27 protein-coding genes and 1 riboswitch are annotated in these 25749 nt (G+C 71.3%); of the genes, 10 read left to right on the forward strand and 17 right to left on the reverse strand.

Translation table 11 applies throughout. The features are described from left to right. The first annotated feature begins 13 nt into the window (after positions 1–13). Positions 14–1198, forward strand: coding sequence for a glutathionylspermidine synthase family protein (locus tag OG361_RS24710; protein WP_405856846.1), 1185 nt, complete (start codon positions 14–16; stop codon positions 1196–1198). A 151-nt stretch (positions 1199–1349) separates the two neighbouring features. On the opposite strand, the gene OG361_RS24715 is transcribed toward OG361_RS24710, so the two are convergent. Then, entirely contained in the window at positions 1350–2045 is a 696-nt protein-coding gene (locus OG361_RS24715) for a polysaccharide deacetylase family protein (RefSeq protein WP_405856848.1), read from the reverse strand. 101 nt (positions 2046–2146) lie between these two features. After that, positions 2147–3352 carry an ornithine--oxo-acid transaminase gene (gene rocD / locus OG361_RS24720; protein ID WP_405856850.1) on the reverse strand — a complete coding sequence of 402 codons (1206 nt, stop codon included), beginning with the start codon at positions 3350–3352 and terminating at the stop codon, positions 2147–2149. A gap of 110 nt (positions 3353–3462) precedes the next feature. Continuing rightward, positions 3463–3553: riboswitch (ZMP/ZTP riboswitch) on the forward strand. A 77-nt stretch (positions 3554–3630) separates the two neighbouring features. Between rocD and glyA the strand changes: the two genes are divergently transcribed. Beyond that, complete coding sequence (glyA, locus tag OG361_RS24725; RefSeq protein ID WP_405856852.1) at positions 3631–4899, forward strand: serine hydroxymethyltransferase; 1269 nt, start codon at positions 3631–3633, stop codon at positions 4897–4899. Positions 4900–4986: 87 nt separating this feature from the next. Here the strand turns inward: glyA and OG361_RS24730 are convergent, their stop codons facing one another. Both OG361_RS24730 and OG361_RS24735 read right to left on the reverse strand, forming a co-directional pair. Continuing rightward, positions 4987–5844: a hypothetical protein gene (locus OG361_RS24730; protein ID WP_405856854.1), complete on the reverse strand. Its 858-nt coding sequence runs from the start codon at positions 5842–5844 to the stop codon at positions 4987–4989. Continuing rightward, positions 5837–6424: an RNA polymerase sigma factor gene (locus tag OG361_RS24735; RefSeq protein ID WP_384560327.1), complete on the reverse strand. Its 588-nt coding sequence runs from the start codon at positions 6422–6424 to the stop codon at positions 5837–5839. The genes OG361_RS24730 and OG361_RS24735 overlap by 8 nt, the downstream gene beginning before the upstream one ends. 56 nt (positions 6425–6480) lie before the next feature. Here OG361_RS24735 and trpS point away from each other — a divergent pair, with 56 nt between their 5' ends. After that, positions 6481–7494 carry a tryptophan--tRNA ligase gene (gene trpS / locus OG361_RS24740; protein ID WP_405856856.1) on the forward strand — a complete coding sequence of 338 codons (1014 nt, stop codon included), beginning with the start codon at positions 6481–6483 and terminating at the stop codon, positions 7492–7494. 96 nt (positions 7495–7590) lie between these two features. Next, on the forward strand, positions 7591–8187 hold the full coding sequence (locus OG361_RS24745) for a 2'-5' RNA ligase family protein (protein ID WP_405856858.1): 597 nt from the start codon (positions 7591–7593) through the stop codon (positions 8185–8187). A gap of 79 nt (positions 8188–8266) precedes the next feature. On the opposite strand, the gene OG361_RS24750 is transcribed toward OG361_RS24745, so the two are convergent. Further along, complete coding sequence (locus tag OG361_RS24750; RefSeq protein ID WP_405856860.1) at positions 8267–9019, reverse strand: decaprenylphospho-beta-D-erythro-pentofuranosid-2-ulose 2-reductase; 753 nt, start codon at positions 9017–9019, stop codon at positions 8267–8269. Positions 9020–9274: 255 nt separating this feature from the next. Here OG361_RS24750 and OG361_RS24755 point away from each other — a divergent pair, with 255 nt between their 5' ends. Further along, the gene (locus OG361_RS24755) at positions 9275–10192 is read left to right on the forward strand and encodes a YihY/virulence factor BrkB family protein (RefSeq protein ID WP_405856862.1); all 918 of its coding nucleotides are present in this window, start codon (positions 9275–9277) and stop codon (positions 10190–10192) included. On the opposite strand, the gene OG361_RS24760 is transcribed toward OG361_RS24755, so the two are convergent. After that, the gene (locus tag OG361_RS24760) at positions 10110–11396 is read right to left on the reverse strand and encodes a D-alanyl-D-alanine carboxypeptidase family protein (RefSeq protein WP_405856864.1); all 1287 of its coding nucleotides are present in this window, start codon (positions 11394–11396) and stop codon (positions 10110–10112) included. The two genes, OG361_RS24755 and OG361_RS24760, sit on opposite strands and share 83 nt — an antisense overlap. 109 nt (positions 11397–11505) lie before the next feature. Between OG361_RS24760 and OG361_RS24765 the strand changes: the two genes are divergently transcribed. The 3 genes from OG361_RS24765 to OG361_RS24775 all read left to right on the forward strand — a co-directional run bounded on the left by OG361_RS24765 (position 11506) and on the right by OG361_RS24775 (position 14936). Beyond that, entirely contained in the window at positions 11506–11760 is a 255-nt protein-coding gene (locus OG361_RS24765; protein ID WP_405856866.1) for an SCO4848 family membrane protein, read from the forward strand. A 29-nt stretch (positions 11761–11789) separates the two neighbouring features. After that, positions 11790–13190, forward strand: coding sequence for a metallophosphoesterase (locus OG361_RS24770; RefSeq protein ID WP_405856868.1), 1401 nt, complete (start codon positions 11790–11792; stop codon positions 13188–13190). Between the two features lie 192 nt (positions 13191–13382). Further along, the gene (locus OG361_RS24775) at positions 13383–14936 is read left to right on the forward strand and encodes an ABC transporter substrate-binding protein (RefSeq protein WP_405856870.1); all 1554 of its coding nucleotides are present in this window, start codon (positions 13383–13385) and stop codon (positions 14934–14936) included. On the opposite strand, the gene OG361_RS24780 is transcribed toward OG361_RS24775, so the two are convergent. Genes OG361_RS24780 through OG361_RS24790 form a run of 3 tightly spaced genes read right to left on the reverse strand, consistent with a single transcriptional unit; the run spans position 14933 to position 16634 of the window. Continuing rightward, positions 14933–15682, reverse strand: a complete 750-nt coding sequence (locus tag OG361_RS24780; protein ID WP_405856872.1) for a TetR/AcrR family transcriptional regulator — start codon at positions 15680–15682, stop codon at positions 14933–14935. The two genes, OG361_RS24775 and OG361_RS24780, sit on opposite strands and share 4 nt — an antisense overlap. Positions 15683–15692: 10 nt before the next feature. Continuing rightward, positions 15693–16190, reverse strand: a complete 498-nt coding sequence (locus tag OG361_RS24785; RefSeq protein ID WP_405856874.1) for a thiol-disulfide oxidoreductase DCC family protein — start codon at positions 16188–16190, stop codon at positions 15693–15695. A 9-nt stretch (positions 16191–16199) separates the two neighbouring features. After that, positions 16200–16634 (reverse strand): hypothetical protein, encoded by a 435-nt coding sequence (locus tag OG361_RS24790; RefSeq protein ID WP_405856876.1) that lies wholly within the window; start codon positions 16632–16634, stop codon positions 16200–16202. 124 nt (positions 16635–16758) lie between these two features. Here OG361_RS24790 and OG361_RS24795 point away from each other — a divergent pair, with 124 nt between their 5' ends. Beyond that, a complete protein-coding gene (locus OG361_RS24795) occupies positions 16759–17538 on the forward strand; it encodes an alpha/beta fold hydrolase (protein ID WP_405856878.1) in 780 nt (259 codons plus the stop codon). Between the two features lie 101 nt (positions 17539–17639). Here the strand turns inward: OG361_RS24795 and OG361_RS24800 are convergent, their stop codons facing one another. Continuing rightward, complete coding sequence (locus tag OG361_RS24800) at positions 17640–18863, reverse strand: MFS transporter (protein ID WP_405856880.1); 1224 nt, start codon at positions 18861–18863, stop codon at positions 17640–17642. Positions 18864–18949: 86 nt separating this feature from the next. On the opposite strand from OG361_RS24800, the gene OG361_RS24805 reads away from it, so the two are divergent. After that, positions 18950–19504: a MarR family winged helix-turn-helix transcriptional regulator gene (locus OG361_RS24805; RefSeq protein WP_405856882.1), complete on the forward strand. Its 555-nt coding sequence runs from the start codon at positions 18950–18952 to the stop codon at positions 19502–19504. Position 19505: 1 nt separating this feature from the next. On the opposite strand, the gene OG361_RS24810 is transcribed toward OG361_RS24805, so the two are convergent. The 7 genes from OG361_RS24810 to OG361_RS24840 all read right to left on the reverse strand — a co-directional run bounded on the left by OG361_RS24810 (position 19506) and on the right by OG361_RS24840 (position 25616). Further along, complete coding sequence (locus OG361_RS24810) at positions 19506–20558, reverse strand: serine hydrolase domain-containing protein (protein WP_405856884.1); 1053 nt, start codon at positions 20556–20558, stop codon at positions 19506–19508. 191 nt (positions 20559–20749) lie between these two features. Then, the gene (locus OG361_RS24815; protein ID WP_405856886.1) at positions 20750–21274 is read right to left on the reverse strand and encodes a hypothetical protein; all 525 of its coding nucleotides are present in this window, start codon (positions 21272–21274) and stop codon (positions 20750–20752) included. A 104-nt stretch (positions 21275–21378) separates the two neighbouring features. Continuing rightward, positions 21379–22137 carry a succinate dehydrogenase iron-sulfur subunit gene (locus OG361_RS24820; protein WP_024755306.1) on the reverse strand — a complete coding sequence of 253 codons (759 nt, stop codon included), beginning with the start codon at positions 22135–22137 and terminating at the stop codon, positions 21379–21381. Next, positions 22137–23891: a succinate dehydrogenase flavoprotein subunit gene (gene sdhA, locus OG361_RS24825; RefSeq protein ID WP_405856889.1), complete on the reverse strand. Its 1755-nt coding sequence runs from the start codon at positions 23889–23891 to the stop codon at positions 22137–22139. Before sdhA ends, OG361_RS24820 begins: the two co-directional genes overlap by 1 nt. Before the next feature lie 25 nt (positions 23892–23916). Further along, positions 23917–24396, reverse strand: a complete 480-nt coding sequence (locus tag OG361_RS24830) for a succinate dehydrogenase hydrophobic membrane anchor subunit (RefSeq protein ID WP_405856891.1) — start codon at positions 24394–24396, stop codon at positions 23917–23919. A gap of 8 nt (positions 24397–24404) precedes the next feature. Next, positions 24405–24785 carry a succinate dehydrogenase, cytochrome b556 subunit gene (sdhC, locus tag OG361_RS24835; protein ID WP_015035721.1) on the reverse strand — a complete coding sequence of 127 codons (381 nt, stop codon included), beginning with the start codon at positions 24783–24785 and terminating at the stop codon, positions 24405–24407. A 192-nt stretch (positions 24786–24977) separates the two neighbouring features. After that, a complete protein-coding gene (locus OG361_RS24840) occupies positions 24978–25616 on the reverse strand; it encodes a 2-oxo-4-hydroxy-4-carboxy-5-ureidoimidazoline decarboxylase (protein WP_405856893.1) in 639 nt (212 codons plus the stop codon). Positions 25617–25749: the final 133 nt, after the last annotated feature.

Genomic DNA, 25749 nt, shown 5'->3' on the forward strand with positions numbered 1-25749 from the left:
GAAGGCCCGGCACATGAAGCGGCACACCATCGAGCCCCGGCCCGACTGGCAGCGGATCGTCGAGGAGCAGGGGGTCATCTACCCGCTGACCCGCTACCCGGACGATTCGCTGCGCCCGTACTGGGACGAGAGCGCGTACTACTCCTTCACCCTGCCCGAGGTCGAGGCCCTGGAAGAGGTCGTCGAGGAGCTGCACGCGATGTGCCTGGCGGCGGCCGCGCACATCGTCGAGCGGGACCGGTTCGCCGAGCTCGGGATCGTCCATCCGAAGCTCGCGTCCCTGGTCGCCGAGTCCTGGCGGCGACGGGCCGAACTCCCCTCCCTCTACGGGCGGTTCGACCTGCGCTACGACGGTACGGGCCCGGCCAAGATGCTGGAGTACAACGCCGACACCCCCACCTCGCTCGTGGAGGCCGCGAGCCCGCAGTGGTTCTGGATGGAGGAGCGGTTCCCCGGCGCCGACCAGTGGAACTCCCTTCACGAGCGGCTCGTCGACGCCTGGAAGCGGCAGGCGCCGCTGCTGCCGCCCGGCCCCGTCCACTTCGTCCACTCGGACGGCGACGAGCTCGGCGAGGACCTGATGACGGTCGCGTACCTGCGCGAGACCGCCCAGCAGGCCGGGCTCGACACGGAGGCGCTCTCCGTCGAGCGGATCGGCTGGGACCGGCTCTCGCGCCGGTTCGTCGACGACCGGCTCCGCTTCATCCGCAGCTGCTTCAAGCTCTACCCGTGGGAGTGGCTGACCACCGACCGCTTCGGGCGGTACGTCCTCGACACCCTCGACAACGGCGGCGGGACCGGCACCACCTGCTGGATCGAGCCCGCCTGGAAGATGCTCCTCTCCAACAAGGCGCTGCTCGCGATCCTGTGGGAGCTCTACCCGGGCCACCCGAACCTGCTCCCCGCCTACCTCGACGGCCCGCGCGAACTCGCCACGACGACGGGGTGGGCCGCCAAGCCGCTGCTCGGCCGCGAGGGCGCGGGCGTCACCCTGCACGAGGCCGGTACGGAGCCCTTCGCACGGGACGGGGAGGCCTGCTGCTACCAGGAGCTGGCCCCGCTGGCCGACTTCGACGGCAACCGGGTGGTGCTCGGCGCATGGGTCGTCGAGAACGAGGCGGCGGGGCTCGGGATCCGGGAGTCGGCGGGCCTCGTCACCGACGAGTACGCCCGCTTCCTCCCGCACGTGATCCTCTAGGGGCCGCCAGGGAAGGCACGGGCGCCAGGGACGGCAGGGACGGCAGGGATGCCAGGGACGCCAGGGACGTCAGGGGTGCCAGGGACGGCACGGACGTCAGGGGTGCCAGGGGCGCCACGGACGTCACTGGCGCCACGGACGTCGGGGGCGCCTACTCGGGGACGTACTCCCTCAGCGGTGCGGGCTTGAGGCCGGCCGCCTCGGCCAGGTCGAGGGCCCGCTTCAGATCCTGCTCCAGGGTCTCGTTGAAGTGCAGCAGGATGATGTCGCCGGCCTTGAGGGTCGGCGTCGGCGGGGTCCACTGGCCCCAGCTGGTGAGGTCGTACGTCCACGTCACCAGGGCCTTCGCCCCGCAGGCGCGGGCGGCGGTCCTGGTCGTCGCGTCGTACGTGCCGTACGGCGGGCGCAGCAGTCGCGGGCCGTCGCCGAACTGGGCGAGGTGCTGGTCGCGGGCCCCGCAGACCTCCGCCTTCTGGCCGGCGGCGTCGAGCGTGGTGAGGTCCGGGTGGTTGACGGTGTGGTTCTCGACGCGGGAGCGGCCCTGGTTCAGCAGGGTGTGGAAGTAGCCGGAGTCGTACGAGTAGGCGCCCGGGAGCAGGAAGAGCGAGGCGGGCACCCGGCGGTCGAGCAGCAGCTTCGCCGCCGCGGGGTCGTGGTACCAGCCGTCGTCGATGGTGATGAAGACGACCGGGTCGGTGGTCTCGACGTGGGAGACCACCGGGACGGGCTCGGGCCAGGCCGCCTTCGGGGCGGAGTGGGCGGGTCCCGTGAACGCGCCGAGGAGCGCGAGGGGGACGAGGGCGGCGAGCGCGGCACGCACGGCGTGACGCAGACGGAGTCTCGGCATGGCGGCATCATTGGCCTAGACCAACTGCCGTGTCAATGGCCCGAGTTGCCCCGCCTCGGCCGGTACGGACACGCCTCCGCCCCCTTCCGAAACGGAGCCCGTCAGTCCGACAGCACGCCCCTCAGCTGCTCCAGGCCCCAGTCCAGATCCTCCTTCGAGATGACCAGCGGCGGCGCGATCCTGATCGTCGACCCGTGCGTGTCCTTCACCAGGACCCCGCGCTCCATCAGCCGCTCCGAGATCTCCCGGCCCGTGCCCCGGGCCGGCGCGATGTCCACCCCGGCCCACAGGCCGCGCCCGCGCACCGCCTCCACCGCCCCGCCGCCCACGAGCAGCCCCAGCTCGGCGTGGAGGTGCTCGCCCAGCTCCGCCGCCCGCTCCTGGAACTCGCCCGTCCGCAGCATCGCGATCACCTCCAGGGCCACCGCGCAGGCCAGCGGATTCCCGCCGAACGTCGACCCGTGCTCACCCGGCCGGAACACGCCGAGCACCGAACGGTCGGCCACCACCGCCGACACCGGCACCACACCGCCGCCCAGCGCCTTCCCCAGGATGTACACATCCGGCACCACACCCTCGTGCTCGCACGCGAAGGTCTTCCCGGTCCGGCCCAGGCCCGACTGGATCTCGTCCGCCATGAACAGCACGTTCCGCCGGCGCGTCAGCTCCCGCACGCCCGGCAGGTAACCGGCCGGCGGAACGAGCACGCCCGCCTCGCCCTGGATCGGTTCGAGCAGCACCGCCACGGTGTTCTCGGTGACCGCCGCTTCGAGCGCTGTGAGGTCCCCGTACGGAACGATCTCGAACCCCGGTGTGTACGGGCCGAAGTGGTCCCGCGCCTCGTGGTCCGTGGAGAAGCTGACGATCGTCGTCGTCCGGCCGTGGAAGTTGTTCCCCGCGACCACGATCTTCGCGTGCCCGTCCGGCACGCCCTTCACCTCGTACCCCCACTTCCGGGCGGTCTTCACGGCCGTCTCGACCGCCTCCGCCCCCGTGTTCATCGGCAGCACCACCTCCTTGCCGCACAACTCCGCCAGCTGCGTACAGAAATCGGCGAAGCGGTCGTGGTGGAAGGCGCGCGAGGTCAGCGTCACCCGCTCCAGCTGCGCCTTCGCGGCGTCGATCAGCCGTCGGTTGCCGTGCCCGAAGTTGAGCGCCGAGTATCCGGCGAGCATGTCGAGGTAGCGGCGCCCCTCGACATCGGTCATCCAGGCCCCGTCCGCCGAGGTGACGACGATCGGAAGGGGGTGGTAGTTGTGAGCGCTGTGCGCCTCCGCGGAAGCGATCGCGTCTTGCGTCCTCGACACGGGATCTCCGTTCGTCCTGCGGCCCGGTGGGTGGCTCGTGGCCCCCCTTCTTATCGTCGCTCGCATGCCGGAAGGGGAAACCTCGGCGGCGGCGCGCCAGCTAGTCTTCAAACACGCACGGCGACTGGCGTACGGGGAAGCGACCCCGGGGGAGCCGTGCGCGGCAGACCACACGGGGCGCCGCTCGCCTGGGCGTCACGGGACCCGACAGTCCCGCGTGGCGCCGCGCCTCACCCGCAGTGTCCCGGGACCCGCCGCAACGCCCGGAGGACACCACCGTGACCGTGCCCCAGCAGCACCCCGCCCTCGCCGCCGCCGACCCCGAGCTCGCCGCCCTCGTCGGCGCCGAGGAGCGGCTCCAGGGCGAGACGCTCCGCCTCATCCCCAGCGAGAACTACGTCTCCGCCGCCGTCCTCGAAGCCTCCGGCACCGTCCTCCAGAACAAGTACAGCGAGGGCTACCCCGGCCGCCGCTACTACGAGGGCCAGCAGAACATCGACCGGGTCGAGACCCTCGCCGTCGAGCGCGCCAAGGCGCTCTTCGGCGTCGACCACGCCAACGTCCAGCCCTACTCCGGCTCCCCGGCCAACCTCGCCGTCTACCTCGCCTTCGCCGAGCCCGGCGACACCGTCATGGGCATGGCCCTGCCGATGGGCGGCCACCTCACCCACGGCTGGGGCGTCTCCGCCACCGGCACGTGGTTCCGGGGCGTCCAGTACGGCGTACGCCGGGACACGGGCCTCATCGACCTCGACGAGGTCCGCGAGCTCGCCCTCAAGGAGCGCCCGAAGGTGATCTTCTGCGGCGGCACCGCGCTGCCCCGCACGATCGACTTCGCCGCCTTCGGCGAGATCGCCCGCGAGGCCGGCGCCGTGCTCGTCGCCGACGTCGCCCACATCGCCGGCCTCATCGCGGGCGGCGCCCACCCGTCCCCGGTCCCGCACGTCGACGTGATCTCCACGACCACCCACAAGACCCTGCGCGGCCCGCGCGGCGCGATGCTGATGTCCCGCGAGGAGCACGCCAAGGCCCTCGACAAGGCCGTCTTCCCCGGCCTCCAGGGCGGCCCGCACAACCAGACCACCGCGGCCATCGCCGTCGCCCTCCACGAGGCGGCCCAGCCCTCCTTCCGTGCCTACGCCCACGCCGTCGTCGCCAACGCCAAGGCACTCGCCGAGGCGCTCCTCGCCCGCGGCTTCGATCTGGTCTCCGGTGGCACCGACAACCACCTGATCCTGATGGACCTCACCCCCAAGGAGGTCCCGGGCAAGATCGCCGCGAAGGCCCTCGACCGGGCCGGGATCGTCGTGAACTACAACACCGTCCCCTACGACCCCCGGAAGCCCTTCGACCCCTCCGGTGTCCGCATCGGCACCCCGTCGCTCACCTCCCGAGGCCTCGGCACGGAGCACATGGCCCAGGTCGCGGAGTGGATCGACCGCGGTGTCGCCGCGGCCGGCACGGGCGACGAGGACGCGCTCGGCGCGATCCGCGCGGAGGTCGCCGACCTCCTCACCGCCTACCCGGCCCCGGGCCTCCCGACCTGACCCCGGTCTGCCCGACCTGACCCCGGTCTGCCCGACCTGACCCGGTCCTCCCGGCCTGACCCCGGTCCGCCCGGGTCAGGCCGGTCCTCAGCCGACCGATTCCGCCGTCCGGCGGGCCTGCTCCGGGTCCGGTATGCCTTCCAGGCGGAAGGTGAGCGCGCCCCCGCTCCTCGTCCAGAGGAGCGTGGGGCCCGCCGTCCGGACCTCATGGGTCCAGGCCGCGCCCGTCCCGTCCGTCATCGGGAAGGTCAGCAGATGGGGCTCCGCGAACCAGTAGCCCTGCGCGCCGTCCGGGAGGTCCACCCACCTCGGCCGCGTCGTCACCTGCTTGGCGAAGCCGATGTCCAGGCGGGCCGGGAACTCGTCCAGCCGGACCGATCTCTCCCCGTCGTGCCAGCACAGGCTGATCACCGCCCGGCCCCGCTCGGCCGACCCCGTCACCGCGACCGCGTCGGGCGGGCCGAGCGCGCCCGGCACCAGCGGTTCGAAGCCCGCCCTGCGCCCGGCCTCCGCCAGGGGGACCGGGTCGGGGCACCCCGGCACCGACGCGCCGGGCGGAGCGTGGCGGCCGTCCGGGTCGTACCGCACGGCGACCCCGCCGAAGCCGAACCAGTCCGCCACCGCGGCGCGCACGGGAGGGGTGAGCACCAGCACGATCAGCACGCCGGTCAGGCCCGCCACCAGCGCCCGCCACCGCTCCCGCAGCCACGCCCACACCGCCGACGCCCGCTCCGACACCCACGCCCACGCCGGCAACGCCCGCGGTGACGCCCACGACCAGGGCCGTCGCCGGACCGGCACGGGCGTCGGGACCCGCTCCTCCAGCAGCTGCGCGAGCACCCGCTCGGCCATGGATTCGCCGTCCACGTCCGGCACCCGCAGCCGCCGCCCCAGCTCCCGCAGCTCCTCCGGCAGCCGGTCCTCCGGCAGACGCTCGTCAGCCACGCTCCTCACCTCCCTCCAGCACGAGTCCCAGCTTCTTCAGCGCCCGGCTCAACCGGGACTTCACGGTCCCCCGCGGCCAGCCGAGCGCCTCGGCCGTCTCCGCCTCGTCCAGCTCCAGCAGATAGCGGTGGACCACCACCTGCCGGTGGTCCTCGCCGAGCCCGTCCAGGGCGTCGAGAAGCCGCCGGCTCCGCTCCCGCTCCTCGGCCGCGACCGCCGGGTCCGCCGACTCCGGTATCCGCGGCTCGGCCCCGAGCAGGTCCGCCTCCCGGTCGGCGACGGCACGCTGTCGACCCGCCGAGCGCACTGTGTTCCTGGTCTCATTGACGACGATCCGCAGCAGCCACGGCCGGAACGCCGCGCCCTCCTTGAAGCGCCCCAGCGAGCGGTACGCCTTGAAGAAGGCCTGCTGCACCACGTCCTCCGCGTCCGCGCCCGCACCCAGGGCGACCGCCGCCCGGAGCGCCACCGCCGTGTGGGCGCGCACCAGCTCCGCGTACGCCTCCGGCTCTCCGGCGCGTACCCGTGCGATCACCGCTCCCTCGCCGACGACGGTGCGGTCCCCCTCCCACGTCCTCACACCTTTGATACACCGGCAGTCGGGGATCGGTTCCCACACCTGAGAGAATGATGTGCATGGCCTCTGATCGTCCTCGCGCGCTCTCCGGAATCCAGCCCACGGCAGGCTCGTTCCACCTCGGCAACTACCTCGGTGCGGTCCGTCAGTACGTCGCACTGCAGGAGTCCCACGACGCCTTCTACATGGTCGTCGACCTGCATGCCATCACGGTCCCGCAGGACCCCGCCGAGCTGCGGGACAACACCCGCCTCGCCGTCGCGCAGCTGCTCGCCGCCGGTCTCGACCCGGACCGCTGCACCCTGTTCGTCCAGAGCCACGTCCCCGAGCACGCTCAGCTCGGCTGGGTCATGAACTGCCTCACGGGCTTCGGCGAGGCCTCCCGCATGACGCAGTTCAAGGACAAGTCGGCGAAGCAGGGCGCCGACCGCGCCACCGTCGGCCTCTTCACGTACCCGATCCTCCAGGTCGCGGACATCCTGCTCTACCAGGCCAACGAGGTCCCGGTCGGCGAGGACCAGCGCCAGCACATCGAGCTGACCCGTGACCTCGCGGAGCGCTTCAACGGCCGCTTCGGCGACACCTTCACCGTCCCCAAGCCGTACATCGTCAAGGAGACCGGGAAGATCTACGACCTCCAGGACCCGACGATCAAGATGAGCAAGTCGGCGTCGACGCCGAAGGGCCTGATCAACCTCCTGGACGAGCCGAAGGTCACCGCGAAGAAGGTCAAGAGCGCCGTCACCGACACGGACACGGTGATCCGCTTCGATCCGGAGAACAAGGCGGGCGTCTCCAACCTCCTCACCATCCTGTCCACCCTCACCGGGACGAGCATCGCCGACCTGGAGAAGAGCTACGAGGGCAAGATGTACGGCGCGCTGAAGACGGATCTGGCCGAGGTCATGGTGGACTTCGTCACGCCGTTCCGGGCCCGGACCCAGGAATACCTGGACGACCCGGAGACGCTGGACTCGATCCTGGCCAAGGGCGCGGAGAAGGCCCGTGCGGTCGCGGCGGAGACGCTGGCGCAGACGTACGACCGGATGGGCTTCCTGCCCGCCAAGCACTGAGTCCTAGGACCCTGGCCACGAGGGTGGTACAGGACGCACACTGGCGGCTGTACCACCACACCATTCGACGGACGACGGACGACGGAGGAGAACGACGTGGGGACCGTAACGCTCGGCGTTTCGATCGCGGTCCCGGAGCCCTACGGCAGCCTGCTCCAGGAGCGGCGCGCGGGCTTCGGGGATCCCGCCGCGCACGGCATCCCCACCCACGTCACCCTCGTCCCGCCGACCGAGGTCGCGGAGGAGCGGCTCCCGGAGATCGAGGCGCACCTCGCCGGTGTCGCCGCCGAGTACCAGCCCTTCCCCGTACGTCTGAAGGGCACCGGGACCTTCCGCCCCCTCTCCCCGGTCGTCTTCGTGAAGCTCAAGCAGGGCGTCCCCCTCTGCAACCGGCTCCAGCACCAGATCCGGGACGAGGCGGGACCGCTCGCGCGCGAGCTCCAGTTCCCGTACCACCCGCACGTCACCGTGGCGCACGCCATCTCCGAGGAGGGGATGGACCGGGCGTTCAAGGAGCTCGCGGCGTACGAGGCGGCCTGGACGTGCCGCTCCTTCGCGCTGTACGAGCAGGGCCCGGACGGCGTGTGGCGGAAGCTGTACGACTACGAGTTCGGCAGCGGCCGGCCGATCTCGGCCGTCCCGACGCAGGGCGGCAGCCCGGTCGACACGCCGACCGTCACCCCCGCCGGCTGAACCCACCGGACACCGGCCCACCGGACACCGGCCCTCAGGGCCCCGGCCCATCGGACACCGGCCCTCAGAGCCCCCGCCCTCACACCGGCAGGAGGCGGAAGAGCGGCCTCGGCAGGTGTCGTACCGCCGCCGTCACCATCCGCAGCGCCCCCGGCACCCAGACCGTCTCCGAGCGCCGCCGCATCCCCAGCTCGATCGCGGTCGCGACCGCCTCCGGGGTCGTCGTGAGCCGCGTCCCCGCGCGCCCGGCCGCCGCCCTCGACCGCACGGAGCCGGGCCGGACGACCATGACGCGCACGCCGGTGCCGTACAGCGCGTCCCCGAGCCCCTGGGCGAAGGTGTCGAGGCCCGCCTTCGAGGAGCCGTAGATGAAGTCGGCGCGCCGGGCCCGCTCGCCCGCGACCGAGGAGAGCACCACCAGCGAGCCGTGCCCCTGCGCCTGGAGTGCGCCCGCGCACACCAGCCCGGCCGAGACGGCGCCCGTGTAGTTGGTCTGCGCGACCCGGACGGCGGCGACGGGATCGGACTCGTCGTGCGCCTGGTCGCCGAGGATCCCGAAGGCGAGCAGCACCATGTCGACGGGGCCCTCGGTGAAGATCTTGCCGAGCCGTTCCTCGTGCGACTCGGTGTCGAGCGCGTCGAAGGGGACGGTCCGCACGTCCGCGCCGAGCGCGCGGAGCGAGTCCGCGGCGGCGGCGAGCGCGGGGGAGGGGCGGCCGGCCAGCCAGACGGTGCGGGTGCGGCGGGCGATCAGCCGGCGGGCGGTGGCGAGCCCGATCTCGGAGGTGCCGCCGAGGATGAGCAGGGACTGCGGGCCGAAGGCGTCCTTCATGGGCGTGCTCCTCAGAGGGCGATGGGTCTCGTCAGCCATGAGGGCGACCGTATAGCCGTGTCTGTCGCTTATGCAGTATTGCGTGGCGGTTCGTCGATATGGGCGAACGGGATGTCGGTCTGTCGGGATGTCGGTCACCGCTCCGCGCGCGCCGCCGGGGGATTCTCGTACCCGGGCCAACTCGCGGATCGCAGGCATCGCACGCATGGCGCGGATCGCACGGATCGCACGGATCAAAAGGGGTACGCGCACGACATGGACTGGCTGACCAAGCTCCCCGTCATCGGCCCCGTGGTCACCCGCTTCATGCGGACCCACGCCTGGCGCTCGTACGAGACCCTCGACGAGGTCCATTGGAGCCGGCTCGCCGCCGCGATCACCTTCCTCTCCTTCCTCGCCCTCTTCCCGCTGATCACCGTGGCCGCCGCGATCGGCGCCGCGCTCCTCTCCGACGAGCAGCTCGACCGGATCGAGGAGAAGGTCGCCGACCAGGTGCCCGGCATCTCCGAGCAGCTCGACATCAACGGGCTCGTCGCCAACGCCGGCACCGTCGGGCTCATCGCCGGCGCCCTCCTGCTCGTCACCGGCATCAGCTGGATCGGCGCCATGCGGGACTGCCTGCGGGCCGTGTGGGGGCTCGACGACGTCGAGGAGGGCAACCCGGTCGTCCGCAAGGGCAAGGACACGCTGGTGCTCCTCGGGCTCGGCGGTGTCGCGGTCTGCTCGCTCGCCGCGTCCTGGCTCGGCTCCACCGCCGTCGGCTGGACCGCCGACCGGGTCGGCATCTCCGGTGACGGGGCGGGCGGCTACCTGCTCCAGGCGGCCGCCGTCCTCGTCGCCGTCGCCGCCGACTTCCTGATGCTGCTGTACCTCCTGACGCTGCTGCCCGGCGTCCAGCCGCCCCGCCGCCGGCTGGTGGTGGCGGCTCTCATCGGCGCGGTCGGCTTCGAGCTGCTCAAGCTGCTGCTCGGCGGCTACATGAAGGGGGTCGCGGGGAAGTCGATGTACGGGGCGTTCGGCACCCCGATCGCCCTGATGCTGTGGATCAACTTCACCGCGAAGCTGCTGCTGTTCTGCGCCGCCTGGACGGCTACGGGTTCACGTCGGGGTCCAGCGGATCCCGGGAGCGACGACGACGCGACCCCGAAGCGGACAGCGGCCAGCGACGGTTGACGAGGAAGACGGCGCCGGCGAGCAGGACGAGCGCGCCGCCCGCGACGCTCAGCGCGATCCCGACCCCGCCGGACCTCTCCTCGGCCGCCGCGGGGGCCGCCGACCCGTCGGGGGCGTTCTTGCCGGGCGCGGGCGTCGCGCCCCCGTCCGTGCTCCCCGTGCTCCCCGTACCCGTACGGGCCGAGGTGGGCGGCACCAGCTCGCCCACCGGGGTCACCTTCCCGGCCGCAGCGAAGCCCCAGTCGAGCAGCCGGGCGGTCTCCTTGTAGACCGCGTGCTGCTCCTTCGACGACGGGTTCATGACGGTGACGAGCAGCACCTTCCCGCCCCGCTCCGCGACCCCCGTGAAGGTGGATCCCGCGTGCGTGGTGTTGCCGTTCTTGACTCCGGCGATCCCCTGGTAGGGAGCGACGCCGAGGTCGCCGGTCAGCAGCCGGTTGGTGTTCTGGATCTCGAAGGTCTCGCGCTTCTTGCCGGGCTTCTGCTCGCCGGGGAAGGCGGCGCGGGGTGTGGCCGCGTACTCCCGGAAGTCGGGCTTCTGCATGCCGTTGCGGGCGATGAGCGTGAGGTCGTACGCGGAGGAGACCTGGCCCGGGGCGTCGTAGCCGTCGGGGGAGACCACGTGGGTGTCGAGCGCCTGGAGCTCGGCCGCGTGGTCGTTCATGTCCTTCACGGTCTGCCGGACACCGTTGTTCATGCTCGACAGGACGTGGACGGCGTCGTTGCCGGAGCGGAGGAAGACACCGAGCCACAGGTCGTGGACGCTGTAGGTCTGCTTCTCCTTGATGCCGACGAGGCTGGAGCCGGAGCCGATGCCGGCCAGGTCCGCGGTGGTGACCAGACGGTTCTGCGACTTCGGGAACTTCGGGAGCAGCGTGTCCGCGAAGAGCATCTTGAGCGTGGACGCCGGGGCGAGCCGCCAGTGCGCGTTGTGCGCGGCGAGGACCTGCCCGCTCTCCGCGTCCGCGACGATCCAGGAGCGGGCGGACAGCTCCTTGGGCAGGACGGGGGCGCCGATGCCCAGCTGGACCTGCGTACCGGGCTTGCCGAGCAGCGCGCCGCCGACGGTGGACATCACGGCAGGCGGTTTGGGCTGCTTGTCCTTCTCGTCTTTTCCGTCCGCGTGAGCTGCGGGCGCGGCGGTGACGAGCGGCAGGAGTACAGCAGCGGCGACCGCCCAAGCGGTCCTATTCGAAGCAGACACGGTCGAGAACGTACAGGTACGGAACAGGGATCCGAACCCCACCGGGCGGTTCGTCCGGGCTCGTCCACCCGGACGCGGGGGCCGGGAGGCGGACGGTGATACTGGGGCCATGAAGCTCAGCCGTCGCGTCTCCTGGTTCCTGCTCGCGTTCGGGGTGTGGAGCTGGTTCATCTGGATCACTTTCGTCAAGAACCTCTGGAACGACGGGAGCGGCCTCGCCTTCGACGACGCGGGCGACCCGACGGCCTATTTCTGGGTTCATCTGCTGCTCGCCGTCACGTCCTTTGTCTTGGGGACGGTGATCGGAGTGCTCGGGTTGCGTGGGGTGCGCGCCGCGCGCTGCAACGCCGGTCACAGCTCTTAGGTCTCAAGCGAGAAAGAGGGGTTCGGGGCGTGCTCGCCTTCCTGCTGGTCCTGGTCGTGGTGCTCGCCGTGCTGGTGGGGGTCCACTGGTACGTGTGGCGACGGCTCGTGCGCGACGTGACGGTGCCGGGCGGTCTGCCCCGCCGGCTGGGCACGGTCGCCGTCGTCGCCCTGCCGCTGCTCTCGGTCGCGGCCCTGACCTCCTCGCGCGCCGGAGCGCCTTTCTGGTTCCAGCAGGTGGTGGCCTGGCCGGGGTTCCTCTGGCTCGCCCTGCTCCTGTACGTGACCCTGGCCCTGGTCGTCGGCGAGGCCGTGCGGCCCGTCCTGCGCCGCGCGCTCGCCCGCCGCGCCGCCCAGGCCGCCCCGGCCCCGGCCGCCCCGGCGGTGACGGCTCCCGAGCCCGCTCCGGCTCCGGCTCCCGAACCTGTGTCCGTACCCGAGAAGGCGTCCGCGTCCGCCCCCGCGTCCGACGTGAAGGAGCCCACGGCCCCGGCCGACGCCACCGCCTCGACCGACACTCCTGCGGCACCCTCGGCACCCTCGGCACCCTCGGCGCCCTCGGCGCCCTCGGCTCCCGAGACCCCGGCCGCGCCCCCGGCCGAGGTCTCCCGGCGGCTGTTCGTCTCGCGCGTCGTCGGAGGCTCCGCCGCGGCCGTCGCCCTCGGGACCGTCGGGTACGGCACGTACGGCGTGCTGCGCGGCCCCCGGGTCAAGCGCGTCACCGTCCCGCTCGCCAAGGTGCCGCGCGCCGCGCACGGCTACCGGATCGCCGTCGTCTCCGACATCCACCTCGGGCCGATCCTGGGCCGCGCCCACAGCCGGCGCATCGTGGACACGATCAACTCCACCCAGCCCGACCTGATCGCGATCGTCGGCGACCTCGTCGACGGCACCGTCGAGAACCTCGGCTCCGCCGCCGAACCGCTCGCCGAGCTCCGCGCCCGCCACGGCTCCTTCTTCGTGACCGGCAACCACGAGTACTTCTCCGGTGCCGACGCCTGGGTCGACCACGTACGCGAACTCGGCCTGCGCCCGCTGCGCAACGAGCGCGTGGAGATCGCCGCCGGCTTCGACCTCGCGGGCGTCGACGACGTCGCGGGGGAGAACGAGGGGCAGGGCCCCGACTTCGTCCGCGCCCTCGGCGACCGCGACCGGGCCCGCGCCGCCGTCCTCCTCGCCCACCAGCCGATCGTCATCCACGACGCCGTACGCCACGGCGTGGACCTCCAGCTCTCCGGCCACACCCACGGCGGCCAGCTCTGGCCGGGCAACTACCTCGCGGAGCTCGCCAATCCGACGGTCGCGGGGCTCGAACGGTACGGCGACACCCAGCTGTACGTCTCCCGGGGCGCGGGCGCCTGGGGACCCCCGGTCCGGGTCGGTGCCCCCTCCGACATCACGATCGTCGAACTCGCCTCGAAACAGGCGTAATCAGGGCTCGTCACTCCCCGCTCCAGGAGTGATACGTGCTGCTCATCGACTTAAAGTCCCATATCCCGGACATATACCTGCCGTGTGAAAGTTTCCCCTTCCGCTTGTGAAGATCGTGTGATTGGCTGACGGCATCGCGGCGTGTTCGGGGGGCGTCGTGCCCGCGGTGGTACGAAAAAAGGAAGCACGGCAATGCGGTCGACGGTCCGTCTGCGGATCCTCATCACTTGTGGAGTACTGGTGGCGGCCGGAGTCGGAGGCTGGCAACTCCTGCCCTCCGACGACGTCCGGACGGATCCGGTCAGCGTCGGCACGACCGACGAAGTCACTTCACTCGACCCGGCCGGCGCCTACGACGCCGGTTCCTGGGCCATGTACAGCAACGTCTTCCAGTCGTTGCTGACGTTCAAGCCGGGGTCCACGACCCCGGTCCCGGACGCCGCCGAGAGCTGCAAGTTCCTGGGGTCCGGACTCACCAAGTACCAGTGCACGCTCCGCGACGACCTCACCTTCGCCGGCGGGCGCAAGGTGACGGCCGAGGACGTCGAGTACTCCTTCGAGCGGATGCTGCGCATCAAGACGGACGTCGGTCCGCAGCCGCTCTTCCCGACGCTGAAGAACGTCGTGGCCAGTGGCCGCACCGTCACCTTCAACCTGAGCGGCCGGGACGCCACCTTCCCGCTGAAGGTGGCCACGGGCGCCGGCTCGATCGTCGACAAGGATCAGTACCCGGCCGACACGCTGCGCACCGGCCTGGCCGTCGACGGCTCCGGCCCGTACGTCCTCAAGGAGTACAAGCCGGGCGAGTCCGCGCTCCTGGAGCCCAACCCGAAGTACCGGGGCGCCATCACCAAGAGCGGCGGCCCCGTCCTCGTGAAGTACTTCGGCCAGTCCGAGGACCTCGCCGCCGCGTGGAAGTCGCAGCAGGTCGACGTCACGCACCGGCAGCTGCCGCCGAGCTTCCTCTCGACCCTGGAGAGCGACGGCAGGACCCGGCTCACCGAGGCGGAGAGCGCGGAGATCCGCAACCTCAACTTCAACGTCCGGCCCGGCTCGCCGATGGCGGACAAGGCCGTACGGCAGGCCGTCGCCGCGGTCATCGACCGCCCGGAGATCACCACCGGCGCCTACAAGGGCACGGTCGAACCGCTGTACTCGCTCATCCCGCAGGGCTTCGTCGGGCACAGCACCGCCTTCTACGACCTCAATCCCGCGCCGAGCGCGAAGAAGGCGGCGGAGCTCCTGGAGGAGGCCGGCGTGCGGACGCCGGTGGCCTTCACCTTCGGCGTCCGCAAGGACGCCACCTACGAGGCCGAGGCGGCCGAGGTCAAGCGGCAGCTGGAGGAGACCGGCCTCTTCGAGGTCAAGGTCGTCGTGGCCGACTGGAAGAGCTTCCAGAAGGGGTACGCGCGAGGCGCCTACGACGCGTACACCGTCGGCTGGCTCCCCGACTTCCCCGACTCCGACAGCTTCACCGCGCCCCTCGTCGGCACGCAGAACACGCTGCACAACGGTTTCTCCAGCAAGCGGATCGACACCCTGATCGCCTCGACGCAGCAGTTCAGCGACCGGTCCCGGGCGACCGGGGACTTCCGGGAGATCCAGGACGAGGTCGCCGACGACGTCCCGCTCGTCCCGCTGTGGCAGAAGAAGGACTACGTCCTCTCCACGGAGGCCGTGGGCGGATCCCAGTACCTCACGGACGGCACGGGCATCTGGCGCCTGTGGGAGCTCAACTGGATCTAGGGAGTGTCCGGCGGCTTCGGGGTAGCCCGCTTGGGCTTGCCCGAGGCCGCCATCCCTGCCGCCGTCGGCATGAAGTCGGCGAGCAGCTCGTGCGTCTCCTTGACGAGCGGCCGGAGGATCCGGAAGCGGGAGAGCGAGATCGCGCGGGCCGTGACCGGCGCGAGCCGCTCGACGAGCCGCCGGCTGTTGGCGGCGTTCTCCGAACGGTCGTACACCCAGAACAGCACGAGGCCCATCTGCTGGAGCCACAGCAACTGCGGAAGCGCCTCGGTGAGCTCCGGGTCGACCTTCACCGAAGCGCCGGAGATGACCCGCCGGTGGACTTCGATCGCCGCCTCGCGCGGGCCCTCCGACTCCGGTGAGAACGGGCTGAGCGGACTGTCCGGATCGGCGGCGTTCTTGAAGAACTGCGACGCGAACTCGTGGTACGGCTCCGCGATGTCGAGCCAGCCGAGGTAGACCCCCCGGATCCGTGCCGTCAGGTCCTTCTCGCCACCGGTCAGGATGGGCTCGACCGCGGCCTGGTGCTCCTGGGCGATCCGGTCGTAGAAGCCCTGGACGAGGTGCTCCTTGGACGAGAAGTAGTAGTACGCGTTGCCGACGGAGACCCCGGCCTCCTGAGCGATGGCCCGCATCGTCGTCTTGTCGTAACCGCGCTCCTTGAACAGCCGGAGCGCGGTTTCGAGGATGAGCGTGCGGGTCTGCTCGCTCTTCGGGGCCTTCTTCTCTTCCTTCACGTCCTTCACGCGCCCGAGCCTAGCCGGGCGGGCCGGGCACCTCGCAGCGCCCGTCCTCGCAGTCCGGCCCCTTGAGGGCCTCCCGCCACTTCGCGGCGGCGAGGACCGTCATCCGGGCGAAGGGCTGCCCCGCGGGGGTGGCCAGCCAGTGGGCCTTGGCCCGGTGGTCGGCCAGGGCCCAGAGGCAGACGATCCAGGCGCCGGTCTCCCGGTAGACCTGCCCCCGGTCCCCGACCACGGTGATCTCCCGCAGGGTGGCGGAGTGGTCGAGGGCCGGGAAGCGGCGCCGGGCCTCCTGGGAGCCGGCCGGGACGAGATCCAGCGGCACGAGCTGCCGCTGGCGCAGCAGCCAGTGCCTCAGGTGGACGCAGAGCGGACAGTCGGCGTCGTACAGCACGGTCAGACGTCCGACGGGCGTCCGTGCGGCCTGTGCCTGTGCCTGTGCCTGTGCCTGTGCCTGTGCCTGTGCCTTCGCCGGTTCCGGTGCCTGCGCCGGTGTCGGCGCTGGTGTCGCCATGGCCGGACCTCAGCCCTGCGGAGCGGGCGGGGCCCAGGGGCCGCCCTTGGGCGTCGCGGTCCAGCCCTGCGGACCGACCGGCGGTACCTGCTCGCGCTCCATCACGCCCCGGCGGCGGATCTTGTTGAGTACGTACACGTTGCCCAGGTGCATCACGCCGAGGACGAGCAGGACGACCCCGAGCTTCACGGAGAGCGCCTCGAAGAGGGCGCGGGCGTCGAGGACGGCCTCGTCCTGGCTCAGGTAGAGGGCGACGAAGCCGAAGTTGACGAGGTAGAAGCCGACCACGAGGAGGTGGTTGACGGCCTCGGCGAGCTTCTCGTTCCCGTGCAGGACGTCGGCGAGGAAGATCCTTCCGTTGCGGCTGAGCGTGCGGGCGACCCAGATGGTCAGCGCCACGCTGATCAGCAGGTAGACGATGTACGCGACGACAGTGAGGTCCATGCCCCACCCTCCCTTGAACGCGTTCAAAAGCTGTTGGGCATGACTGTAGACCTCCTCTTGAACGTGTTCAAGTCGCTGGAACAAACAGGTCGCCGTCCACCGCCCCACCACCTAGGGTCGCCGGGTGACGCTCTCTCATGACCTGGCCGGCCAAGGCCCCTCGACCGTCGTCCTGCTGCACTCCGGGGTCTGCGACCGCCGGATGTGGGACGGGCAGCTCCCCGCGCTCGCGGAGGCGGGCCACCGTGTCGTCCGCTGCGACCTCCGCGGCTTCGGCGACACCCCCGTCGATGCCCGGCACACCCACGCCGAGGACGTCCGGGACCTTCTCGACCACCTCGGCGTCGACCGGGCCGCCGTCGTCGGCTCCTCCTTCGGCGGCCGCGTCGCCCTGGAGTTCGCCGCCCGCCACCCCGGCCGGGTCTCCGCCCTCGCCCTGCTCGCCTCAGGCATCCCCGGCATGCAGCCGAGCGAGGAGCTGCGGGCCTGGGGCGACCGTGAGGACGCGATGCTCGACGCGGGGCACCTCGACGCCGCCGTCGAGCTCAACGTCGACACCTGGCTCGGCCCCGAGGCCGACGAGGCCGCCCGCGCCCTGGTGCGGGAGATGCAGCGGCACGCCTTCGAGGTCCAGCTCGCCGCGCCCGAGGAGTTCGGCCCCGTCGACCCCGGGGTCACCCCGGACGAACTCGCCCGCATCGAGGTCCCCGCCCTCGTCGCCGTCGGCGCCCACGACGTGCCCGACTTCCGGGCGGTCGCGGACCGGCTCGCCGGCCTCCTGCCCGCCGCCCGCCGGATCGACCTCGACTGGGCCGGACACCTCCCGGCCCTGGAGCGCCCCGACGAGACCGCCCGGCTGCTCGTCGACTTCCTGACCGAGGCGTACGCCGCCGCGTGGCACTGACGCCGACGCACGGCGCTGACACTGACACCGGCGCGCGGCGCTGACACTGACGTCGACGCGCGGAGTCGGCGCCGAGGCCGACGCGCCGCGCTGACGCGGCCTCAGCGGAAGCGCCGTACCCCCGGGACGAGCGCCGTGGCGAGGCAGCAGCCGCCCACCACCACCGCGGCCGCGAGCAGCGGCACCTCGGGCCCCCAGGCGGAGGCGGCGAGCGGGGCCAGGGCGTAGCCCAGCGGCATCGCGGCCAGCGAGAGCAGCCAGTCGTACGAGGTGACCCGGGCGAGCGCGTGGGCGGGCACCGCCCGCTGGACGGCGGTCTCCCACACGGGGGAGAGGAAGCCGAGCCCCGCCTGGGCGAGCCCGTAGGCCGCGATCGTCACCGGTGCGGGCGCGGCGACGGCCAGCAGGATCAGCGGCAGGGCGTACGTGGCGAGCCCGAGGTTCGCCATCAGGACCGGGCGCCGGGGGCTGACCCGGTCGGCGAGCAGCGCGCCGAGGAGGAAGCCGACGGCGCCGACCTGGAGCAGGACGACCCAGGTGGTGGCGGAGCCGAGCCGGTGCACGGCGATGGCGGGCCCGAGGGTCATCAGGACGGCCGCGGCGCCGTTCCAGGCGCTGTGGCCGATCAGGCTGGTCCAGTACCAGTCCCGGGAGCGGACCTCCTGCCAGCCCTCCGCCAGATCGGCGCGGAGCGAGCGACGGGGGATCCGTACCCGCTTCACCCGTACGGCCGTCAGGAGCAGGGCGCTGACGGCGAACGTGGCCGCGTCCAGGACGAACGCCCAGCCCGGGCCGACGGTCAGGACCAGGGCGCCCGCGAGCGCCGGCCCGCCGAGCCGGCTGGCGCTCCGGGCGACGGCCATCGCCGCGTTGGCGCGGTGCAGCGCCTCGGGCGCGACCGTCCCCTGGATCAGCGGCGAGCCGGTCGGCATCGCGAAGGCCCCGGCCGCGCCGCCCACCGCCTCGGCGGTCGCGAGGACGGCGAGGCTCGGGTCGCCGCCGAGCAGCTGGACGCCGACGAGGAGCTGGGCGGCGAAGCGTACGAGATCGGTGGTCAGCGCGACGGTACGGGCGTCGAAGCGGTCGCCGACGACCCCGCCCAGCGGCAGCAGGAGGAGCTTGGGGACCATCGCGCAGCCGAGGACGAGGGCGAGCGCCGCGGTGGAGCCGGTGGCCTCCAGGACGGCGAGGGCGAGGGCGGCGGGGATGGCGGCGTCGCCCAGGAGGGAGAGGGCGCGACCGGTGAAGAGGAGACGGAAGGGGCGGGTGCGCAGGGGATGGGGGACGGCGGCGGGCGCGACGGGGCGCACGGGTGCGGCGGGCATGAACCGCAGAGTATTTCGGTACCGAATAATTCGTCAACGAAATACTTTCCCTGGGGCGAACCCGCCCCTCGACGTACGATCACCCCATGGCGCTCCCCGACGAACCGCGTGCCCCTCGCGAACCCGGCGAACCGCGCGACTGGACCGATGAACACGTCGCCCGCTGGCAGCCCGTCCTGCCCGGCCTCGACCCCGTCGTCGAAGGCGCCGTCACCCGGATGAAGAAGCTCTCCGTCCACTTCCGCCGGGTCAGGGAGCAGTCCCTCGCCGACTTCGACCTGGAGCGCCACGAGTTCGACACCCTCCACAAGCTCGCCGGCCGCGGCGGCAGCGCCGCCCCCTCCGAGCTCGCCCAGGACCTCGACCTCGCCCCCGCCTCCGTCTCGGGCCGCCTCGACGCCCTGGAGAAGCGCGGATTCGTCCGCCGTACGCAGTCCACGACCGACCGTCGCAGGGTCGTCGTCGAGCTCACCGAGTCCGGCCACCAGACCTGGCTCGGCGCCATGGACGTCCTCGGGCACGAGGAGTACCGGCTCCTCGGCGTCCTCTCCGCCGAGGAGCGGAGCCAGCTCAACGACTTCCTGCGCCGCATCATGATCGAGTCGGAGACGACAGGCCCCCCTCACCCCTGGCACGACTGACCTACGCCGTCCCCCGGAAGGCGGCGCTCGCCATGTCCACGACCCGGGCCGTCTCCTTTGCCGTGTCCTTGCCGGTCGGCAGCGTCGCGTACACGACGACCCGCCCCAGGCCGCGCGTGGCGAACACCCCGCTCGTGTACCCGCGGTTCGAGCCCGTCTTGCCCCAGACCACCGGTCCGCCGTCGGGCAGCTCGATCCGCCGCAGGCCGCCGTAGCTGAAGTCGGCGCCCGGTATCGCCGGCGTCACGAACAGCAGGCTCCGCTCGGCAGGACGCAGCAGCCGGCCCCGCGTCAGCGCGGTGAAGAAGCGCTCCAGATCGGAGGCGCGGGAGACGATCCCACCCTCGGCCCACGCCCAGTCGTCGGCCGGCAGCGAGGTGTGGCGCAGGCCCAGTGGCCGCAGTATCCGGTCGCGGAGCTCCTCCGCGTACGACCGTCCGGTCACCCGCTCGACCACCAGGCCGGCGAGGAAGTAGTTGATGCCGTTGTACTGCACGGCCGTCCCGGGGGTCGTGGGAGTGCCGCAGGAGACCGCGGAGGTGACGACCTCCACCGGGGTGCCCGGCCGGACGCACTGCGGCTTCTGGAGGCCGCTGGAGTGGCTGAGCAGCTGCCCGACGGTGATGGGCTCGTACGAGGTGGGCAACAGCCCCGGCAGCAGCTCCTGGACCGTGTCGTCCAGGGAGAGCCGGCCCTCACCGACGAGCTGGAGCGCTATCGCGGCCGTGAACAGCTTCGTGACGCTGCCGGCGGCGAACTCCGCGTCGACCGGCCCCGTCCACTCCCCGGCGGTCCCTCGCCACCGCCCCTCCCGCCCGGTGACCCGCACCATCGCGCCCCGCACGTAGTCGTCGGGCAACCCGGCCAGAGCGGCCCGCAGGGCCGCCGCGTCGACATGACCCACTGGCGCGACGACCGAGGGAGCCCCCACGGCGGCCGGAGCCTCTGCAGGGGCCGAGGCCCCCGCGGGCGCGATCGCCGCGCCCGTCACCAACAGGGCGGCCACCATCGCGGCAGCCGACCAACGAGCCGTACGCATCCATGAGTTCGTCATGGATCAAGACTCCCCCGCGGCTCCGGCGCGGACCATCGGGGACGACCCTGGCCCGACCCGGACCCGCCCCCTACGGACACCCGCCGAGCTACGGACCACCCGCGCCCCTACGGGCCACCCGCCCTCTGCGGGCCACCCGCCGAGCTACGGACTGCCCCCTACGGACCCGCGCCCCGTAATGGAACGAAGCGTCAGACGCTCAGCGAGCGCGCGTAGTTGAGCTGTGACATCACCCAGTGGATGGTGTCCGGGCGCGCCGCCGGGATCATCGTGGAGTGGTGCTTGCCGCCGCTGTTCACCGTGACCTGGACGAAGCCCGTCGTGGTCTGCTCCTTCATGAGCAGGAACAGCAGCCCCAGGCCGCAGGCCGCGACGAAGAGACAGGCCAGCACGATGCCGACCGTCGAGATCTTCTCCTCGGTACGCGACAGGTCCATCGCGTTCCACACCGCCCCCCTGAGCGGCATGGGCCCCGCCGGGGTGAGGATCTGGTCACCGACCACGCTGATGTCCCCGAGGGCGAACCCGGGTGCCCCGCCCGTCGGGTACTGCGGCGGCACGACCACTCCACCCGGCAGCGTCGGCTGGTAGGCCGGTGCCTGGTAGGGCCCCGCCCCCGGTGTCGCGTCCTGCGGGTACCCGTACCCCGGAGTCCCGGCCTCCTGGCCAGGTCCCCACCTGTACTCCCCGTCCGCGTAAGGGTTCGGCTCGCTCATCAGTCCCCGCTCTCCACACAACTCTTCGCAACGGGAAAAGCCCGCTCCTGCACGCGCAGCGTACAGAAGCGGGCTTCACAGCCGAATGCTCGGCCGACGGAATGTCAGAAACGACGCGTGATCAGCGCGCGCTTGACTTCCTGGATCGCCTTCGTGACCTCGATGCCACGCGGGCACGCGTCGGTGCAGTTGAAGGTCGTGCGGCAACGCCACACGCCGTCCTTGTCGTTCAGGATCTCCAGGCGCTGCTCGCCCGCCTCGTCACGCGAGTCGAAGATGAAGCGGTGCGCGTTGACGATCGCGGCCGGACCGAAGTACTGGCCGTCGTTCCAGAAGACCGGGCAGGACGACGTGCACGCGGCGCACAGGATGCACTTGGTGGTGTCGTCGAAGCGCTCGCGGTCCTCGGCGGTCTGCAGGCGCTCGCGCGTCGGCTCGTTGCCCTTGGTGACCAGGAACGGCATGACGTCCCGGTACGCCTGGAAGAAGGGCTCCATGTCGACCACGAGGTCCTTCAGCACCGTCAGGCCCTTTATGGCCTCGACCGTGATCGGCTTCTCGGGGTTGATGTCCTTGATCAGCGTCTTGCAGGCGAGCCTGTTCTTGCCGTTGATCCGCATCGCGTCCGAGCCGCAGATGCCGTGCGCGCACGACCGGCGGAAGGTCAGCGTGCCGTCGACGTCCCACTTGATCTTGTGGAGGGCGTCGAGGACGCGCTCCTTCGGGTCGATCTCGATCTGGAAGTCTTCCCAGACCGAGGCGTCCGAGATCTCGGGGTTGAAGCGGCGGATCCGCATCGTGACCGTGATGTACGGGGAGGCGGCGGACTCCGCCTCGACCTTGTCCAGTACGGGGGTAGCCATCAGTACTTACGCTCCATCGGCTGGTAGCGGGTCTGGACGACCGGCTTGTAGTCGAGACGGACGGTCTCGGAGCCGTCCTCGCCGACCTCGCGGTACGCCATGGTGTGGCGCATGAAGTTGACGTCGTCGCGGTTCGGGTAGTCCTCGCGGTAGTGACCGCCGCGGGACTCCTTGCGCGCCAGGGCCGAGACGGCCATGACCTCGGCCAGTTCGAGCAGGTTGCCCAGCTCGATGGCCTCCAGGAGGTCCGTGTTGAAGCGCTTGCCCTTGTCCTGGATGGACACGTTCTCGTAGCGCTCGCGCAGCTCGGCGATCTTCTCGACCGCCGTCTTGATCGTCTGCTCGGTGCGGAACACCATGACGTTGGCGTCCATGGTCTCCTGCAGTTCGCGGCGGATGTCCGCGACCCGCTCGTGACCCGTGGAGTTGCGCAGCTTCTCGATCGTCGCGACGACGAGGGACTCCGGGTTCTCCGGCAGCTCGACGAAGTCGTGCTTGGCGGAGTACTCGGCCGCGGCGATGCCGGAGCGCTTGCCGAAGACGTTGATGTCGAGCAGCGAGTTGGTGCCGAGGCGGTTGGCGCCGTGCACCGACACGCAGGCGACCTCGCCGGCCGCGTACAGGCCCGGGACGACGGTGGTGTTGTCCGACAGGACCTCACCCTCGACGTTGGTCGGGATGCCGCCCATGGCGTAGTGCGCGGTGGGCTGGATCGGGATCGGGTCCGTGTACGGCTCGATGCCGAGGTACGTACGGGCGAACTCGGTGATGTCCGGGAGCTTGGCGTCCAGCTGCTCCGGCGGAAGGTGCGTCAGGTCCAGGTAGACGTGGTCGCCCTCGGGACCGCAGCCGCGGCCCTCGCGGATCTCCGTGTAGATGGAGCGGGAGACGACGTCACGGGACGCGAGGTCCTTCATGACCGGCGCGTACTTCTCCATGAAGCGCTCGCCGTCCTTGTTGCGGAGGATGCCGCCCTCACCGCGGGCGCCCTCCGTCAGCAGGATGCCCATGCGCCAGATGCCCGTCGGGTGGAACTGGAAGAACTCCATGTCCTCCAGGGGCAGACCGCGGCGGTAGCACGCGGCCTGGCCGTCACCGGTCAGGGTGTGCGCGTTGGAGGTCACCTTGAAGAACTTGCCGGTGCCGCCGGACGCGTAGATCACGGCCTTGGCCTGGAAGATGTGGATCTCGCCGGTGGCCAGCTCGTAGGCGACGACGCCCGCGGAGTGCTTCACACCGTCGACCTCGACGATGAGCTGGTCCAGGACGTAGAACTCGTTGAAGAACTCCACACCCTCCTTGACGCAGTTCTGGTACAGCGTCTGGAGGATCATGTGGCCGGTGCGGTCCGCGGCGTAGCAGGACCGGCGGACCGGGGCCTCGCCGTGGTTGCGCGAGTGACCGCCGAAGCGGCGCTGGTCGATGGTGCCGTTCGGGGTGCGGTTGAACGGCAGGCCCATCTTCTCCAGGTCGAGGACGGCGTCGATGGCCTCCTTCGCCAGGATCTCGGCGGCGTCCTGGTCGACCAGGTAGTCACCGCCCTTGACCGTGTCGAAGGTGTGCCACTCCCAGTTGTCCTCTTCCACGTTCGCGAGCGCGGCGGCCATGCCGCCCTGCGCGGCGCCCGTGTGGGAGCGGGTGGGGTAGAGCTTCGTCAGCACGGCGGTGCGGCTGCGCTTCGTCGACTCGATGGCGGCGCGCATGCCGGCGCCACCGGCGCCGACGATGACGGTGTCGTACTTGTGGATCTTCATGACGTGGATTACCTCAGCCCCGTGCCTAGCGGATGTTCGGGTCGAAGGTGAAGATCACCAGCGTGCCCAGAAGGATGGTGAACACCGTGGCGGTGTACAGCAGGCCCTTGAGCCACAGGCGCGTGTTGGCCCGCTCCGCGTAGTCGTTGATGACGGTACGGAGGCCGTTGGCGCCGTGCAGCATGGCGAGCCAGAGCATCAGCAGGTCCCAGACCTGCCAGAACGGGGACGCCCAGCGGCCGGCCACGAAGGCGAAGCCGATCTTGGAGACGCCGCCGTCCAGGAAGAGCTGGATCAGCAGGTGGCCGAGGACCAGGACGACGAGGACGACGCCGGAGAGGCGCATGAAGAGCCATGCGGCCATCTCGAAGTTGCCGCGGGTCGCCTTCGGCGTCTTGCCGGTGCGCTTGCGCGGGGCCTCGATGTACGGCGCGGGGTTGTCCACGTCGTACAGGGCGCCCTCGACGGGGCCGATGGCGGCGGAGGAGGTGGTGTCAGCAGACATATCTGGCGTCAGCTCCCGAACAGTTCACGTGCGGCGTGGCCGAGGACGGGGTACAGCGAGCCCGCCATCAGTACGACCCAGATGCCCACGACGGTCCAGAGCATCTGCTTCTGGTAGCGCGGGCCCTTGGACCAGAAGTCCACGGCGATGACACGGAGACCGTTCAGCGCGTGGAAGAGGATGGCTGCGACGAGGCCGTACTCCAGAAGAGCGACGATCGGCGTCTTGTAGGTCGCGACGACCTCGTCGTACGCCTCGGGAGAGACGCGGACGAGAGCGGTGTCCAGCACGTGTACGAACAGGAAGAAGAAGATGAGGACGCCGGTGACTCGATGAGCCACCCAGCTCCACATTCCTTCCCGGCCGCGGTACAGCGTTCCAGCCGGCACGGAAAAACCCTCCGGGAGCGGGGATCAGGGTCGGCCGGCTTCTCTGTCGGTCTGACCCGGCCGGGTACGGTCCACCGGCCCCGGTCATCGTAGCGACGACTTGTCGGTTCGCTCGCGCGGGGTCCATCGGTGTGATCAAACAGGCACGGACGGGCTATCCCACAAGCCGGAATCGCCGCTTTCCGGTCGGAATCACGCTTCGGAGTGTCGCCGTGTGAGCCCTTCGGCGAGCCGGAAGGCCAGCCGGGCGCGGGCCAGCCGCCGCAGCTCGTCGGCCGCGACCACCCGCTCCTCCTCTGGTTCGTTGCCGAGACGTGATCGGATTCCGGCCAGAACCTGGTCGAGCCGCTCCCCGGGCCGCACTCCTTCGAGGCTGATCACGAACGCGTGTCCGAAGCTGCTCTCGTACGCCGCGTGGGCGGCCCGCAGCGCGGTCCGCGCCGCCGACGGCGCGTCGGGGTGCGGCGGGGCGGAGGACTCGGCGGCCAGCGCCTCGTCGAGATCGGCGCGGGACAGGTCGTAACCGGCCTCGTCGGCGGCGGCGAGCAGGGCGTCGACCGTCGGGTACGGGCGGTGCGCCGCCACCCGTTCGGCCCAGCGCGGGCTGTGGCAGCAGGAGAGGAGCAGGGTCTCGGCCTCGGCGGGCGAGGCGGCGTTGAAACGCGTGAGGCCGTGGGGAGAGGTCTGGGGGGAGGCCTGAGGAGAGGGGCCCTTGTTCTGGGCAGGTATCGCAGGCGTGTCCGTGGAGCCCGGCTTCCGGCAGGGGGCATGGGTGTCGCTGGTCAGCGTGGGCTCCGGTACTCCGGGACGGGTGGGGTGGACGTGACTCAACGTTATCGACGGGACGAGGGAAGTGTCCGACGGATGCGCGAATTTCACCCGGAAGGGAGAGTTTCGGAACAAGTGATGGACGATCGGGTTCCGGTCCGCGGTTCCTTCCGGCTCGTTCCGCTCTCGTTCCGCC

This window comes from Streptomyces sp. NBC_00090 (genome assembly GCF_045160815.1).
Classification (GTDB): Bacteria; Actinomycetota; Actinomycetes; order Streptomycetales; family Streptomycetaceae; genus Streptomyces.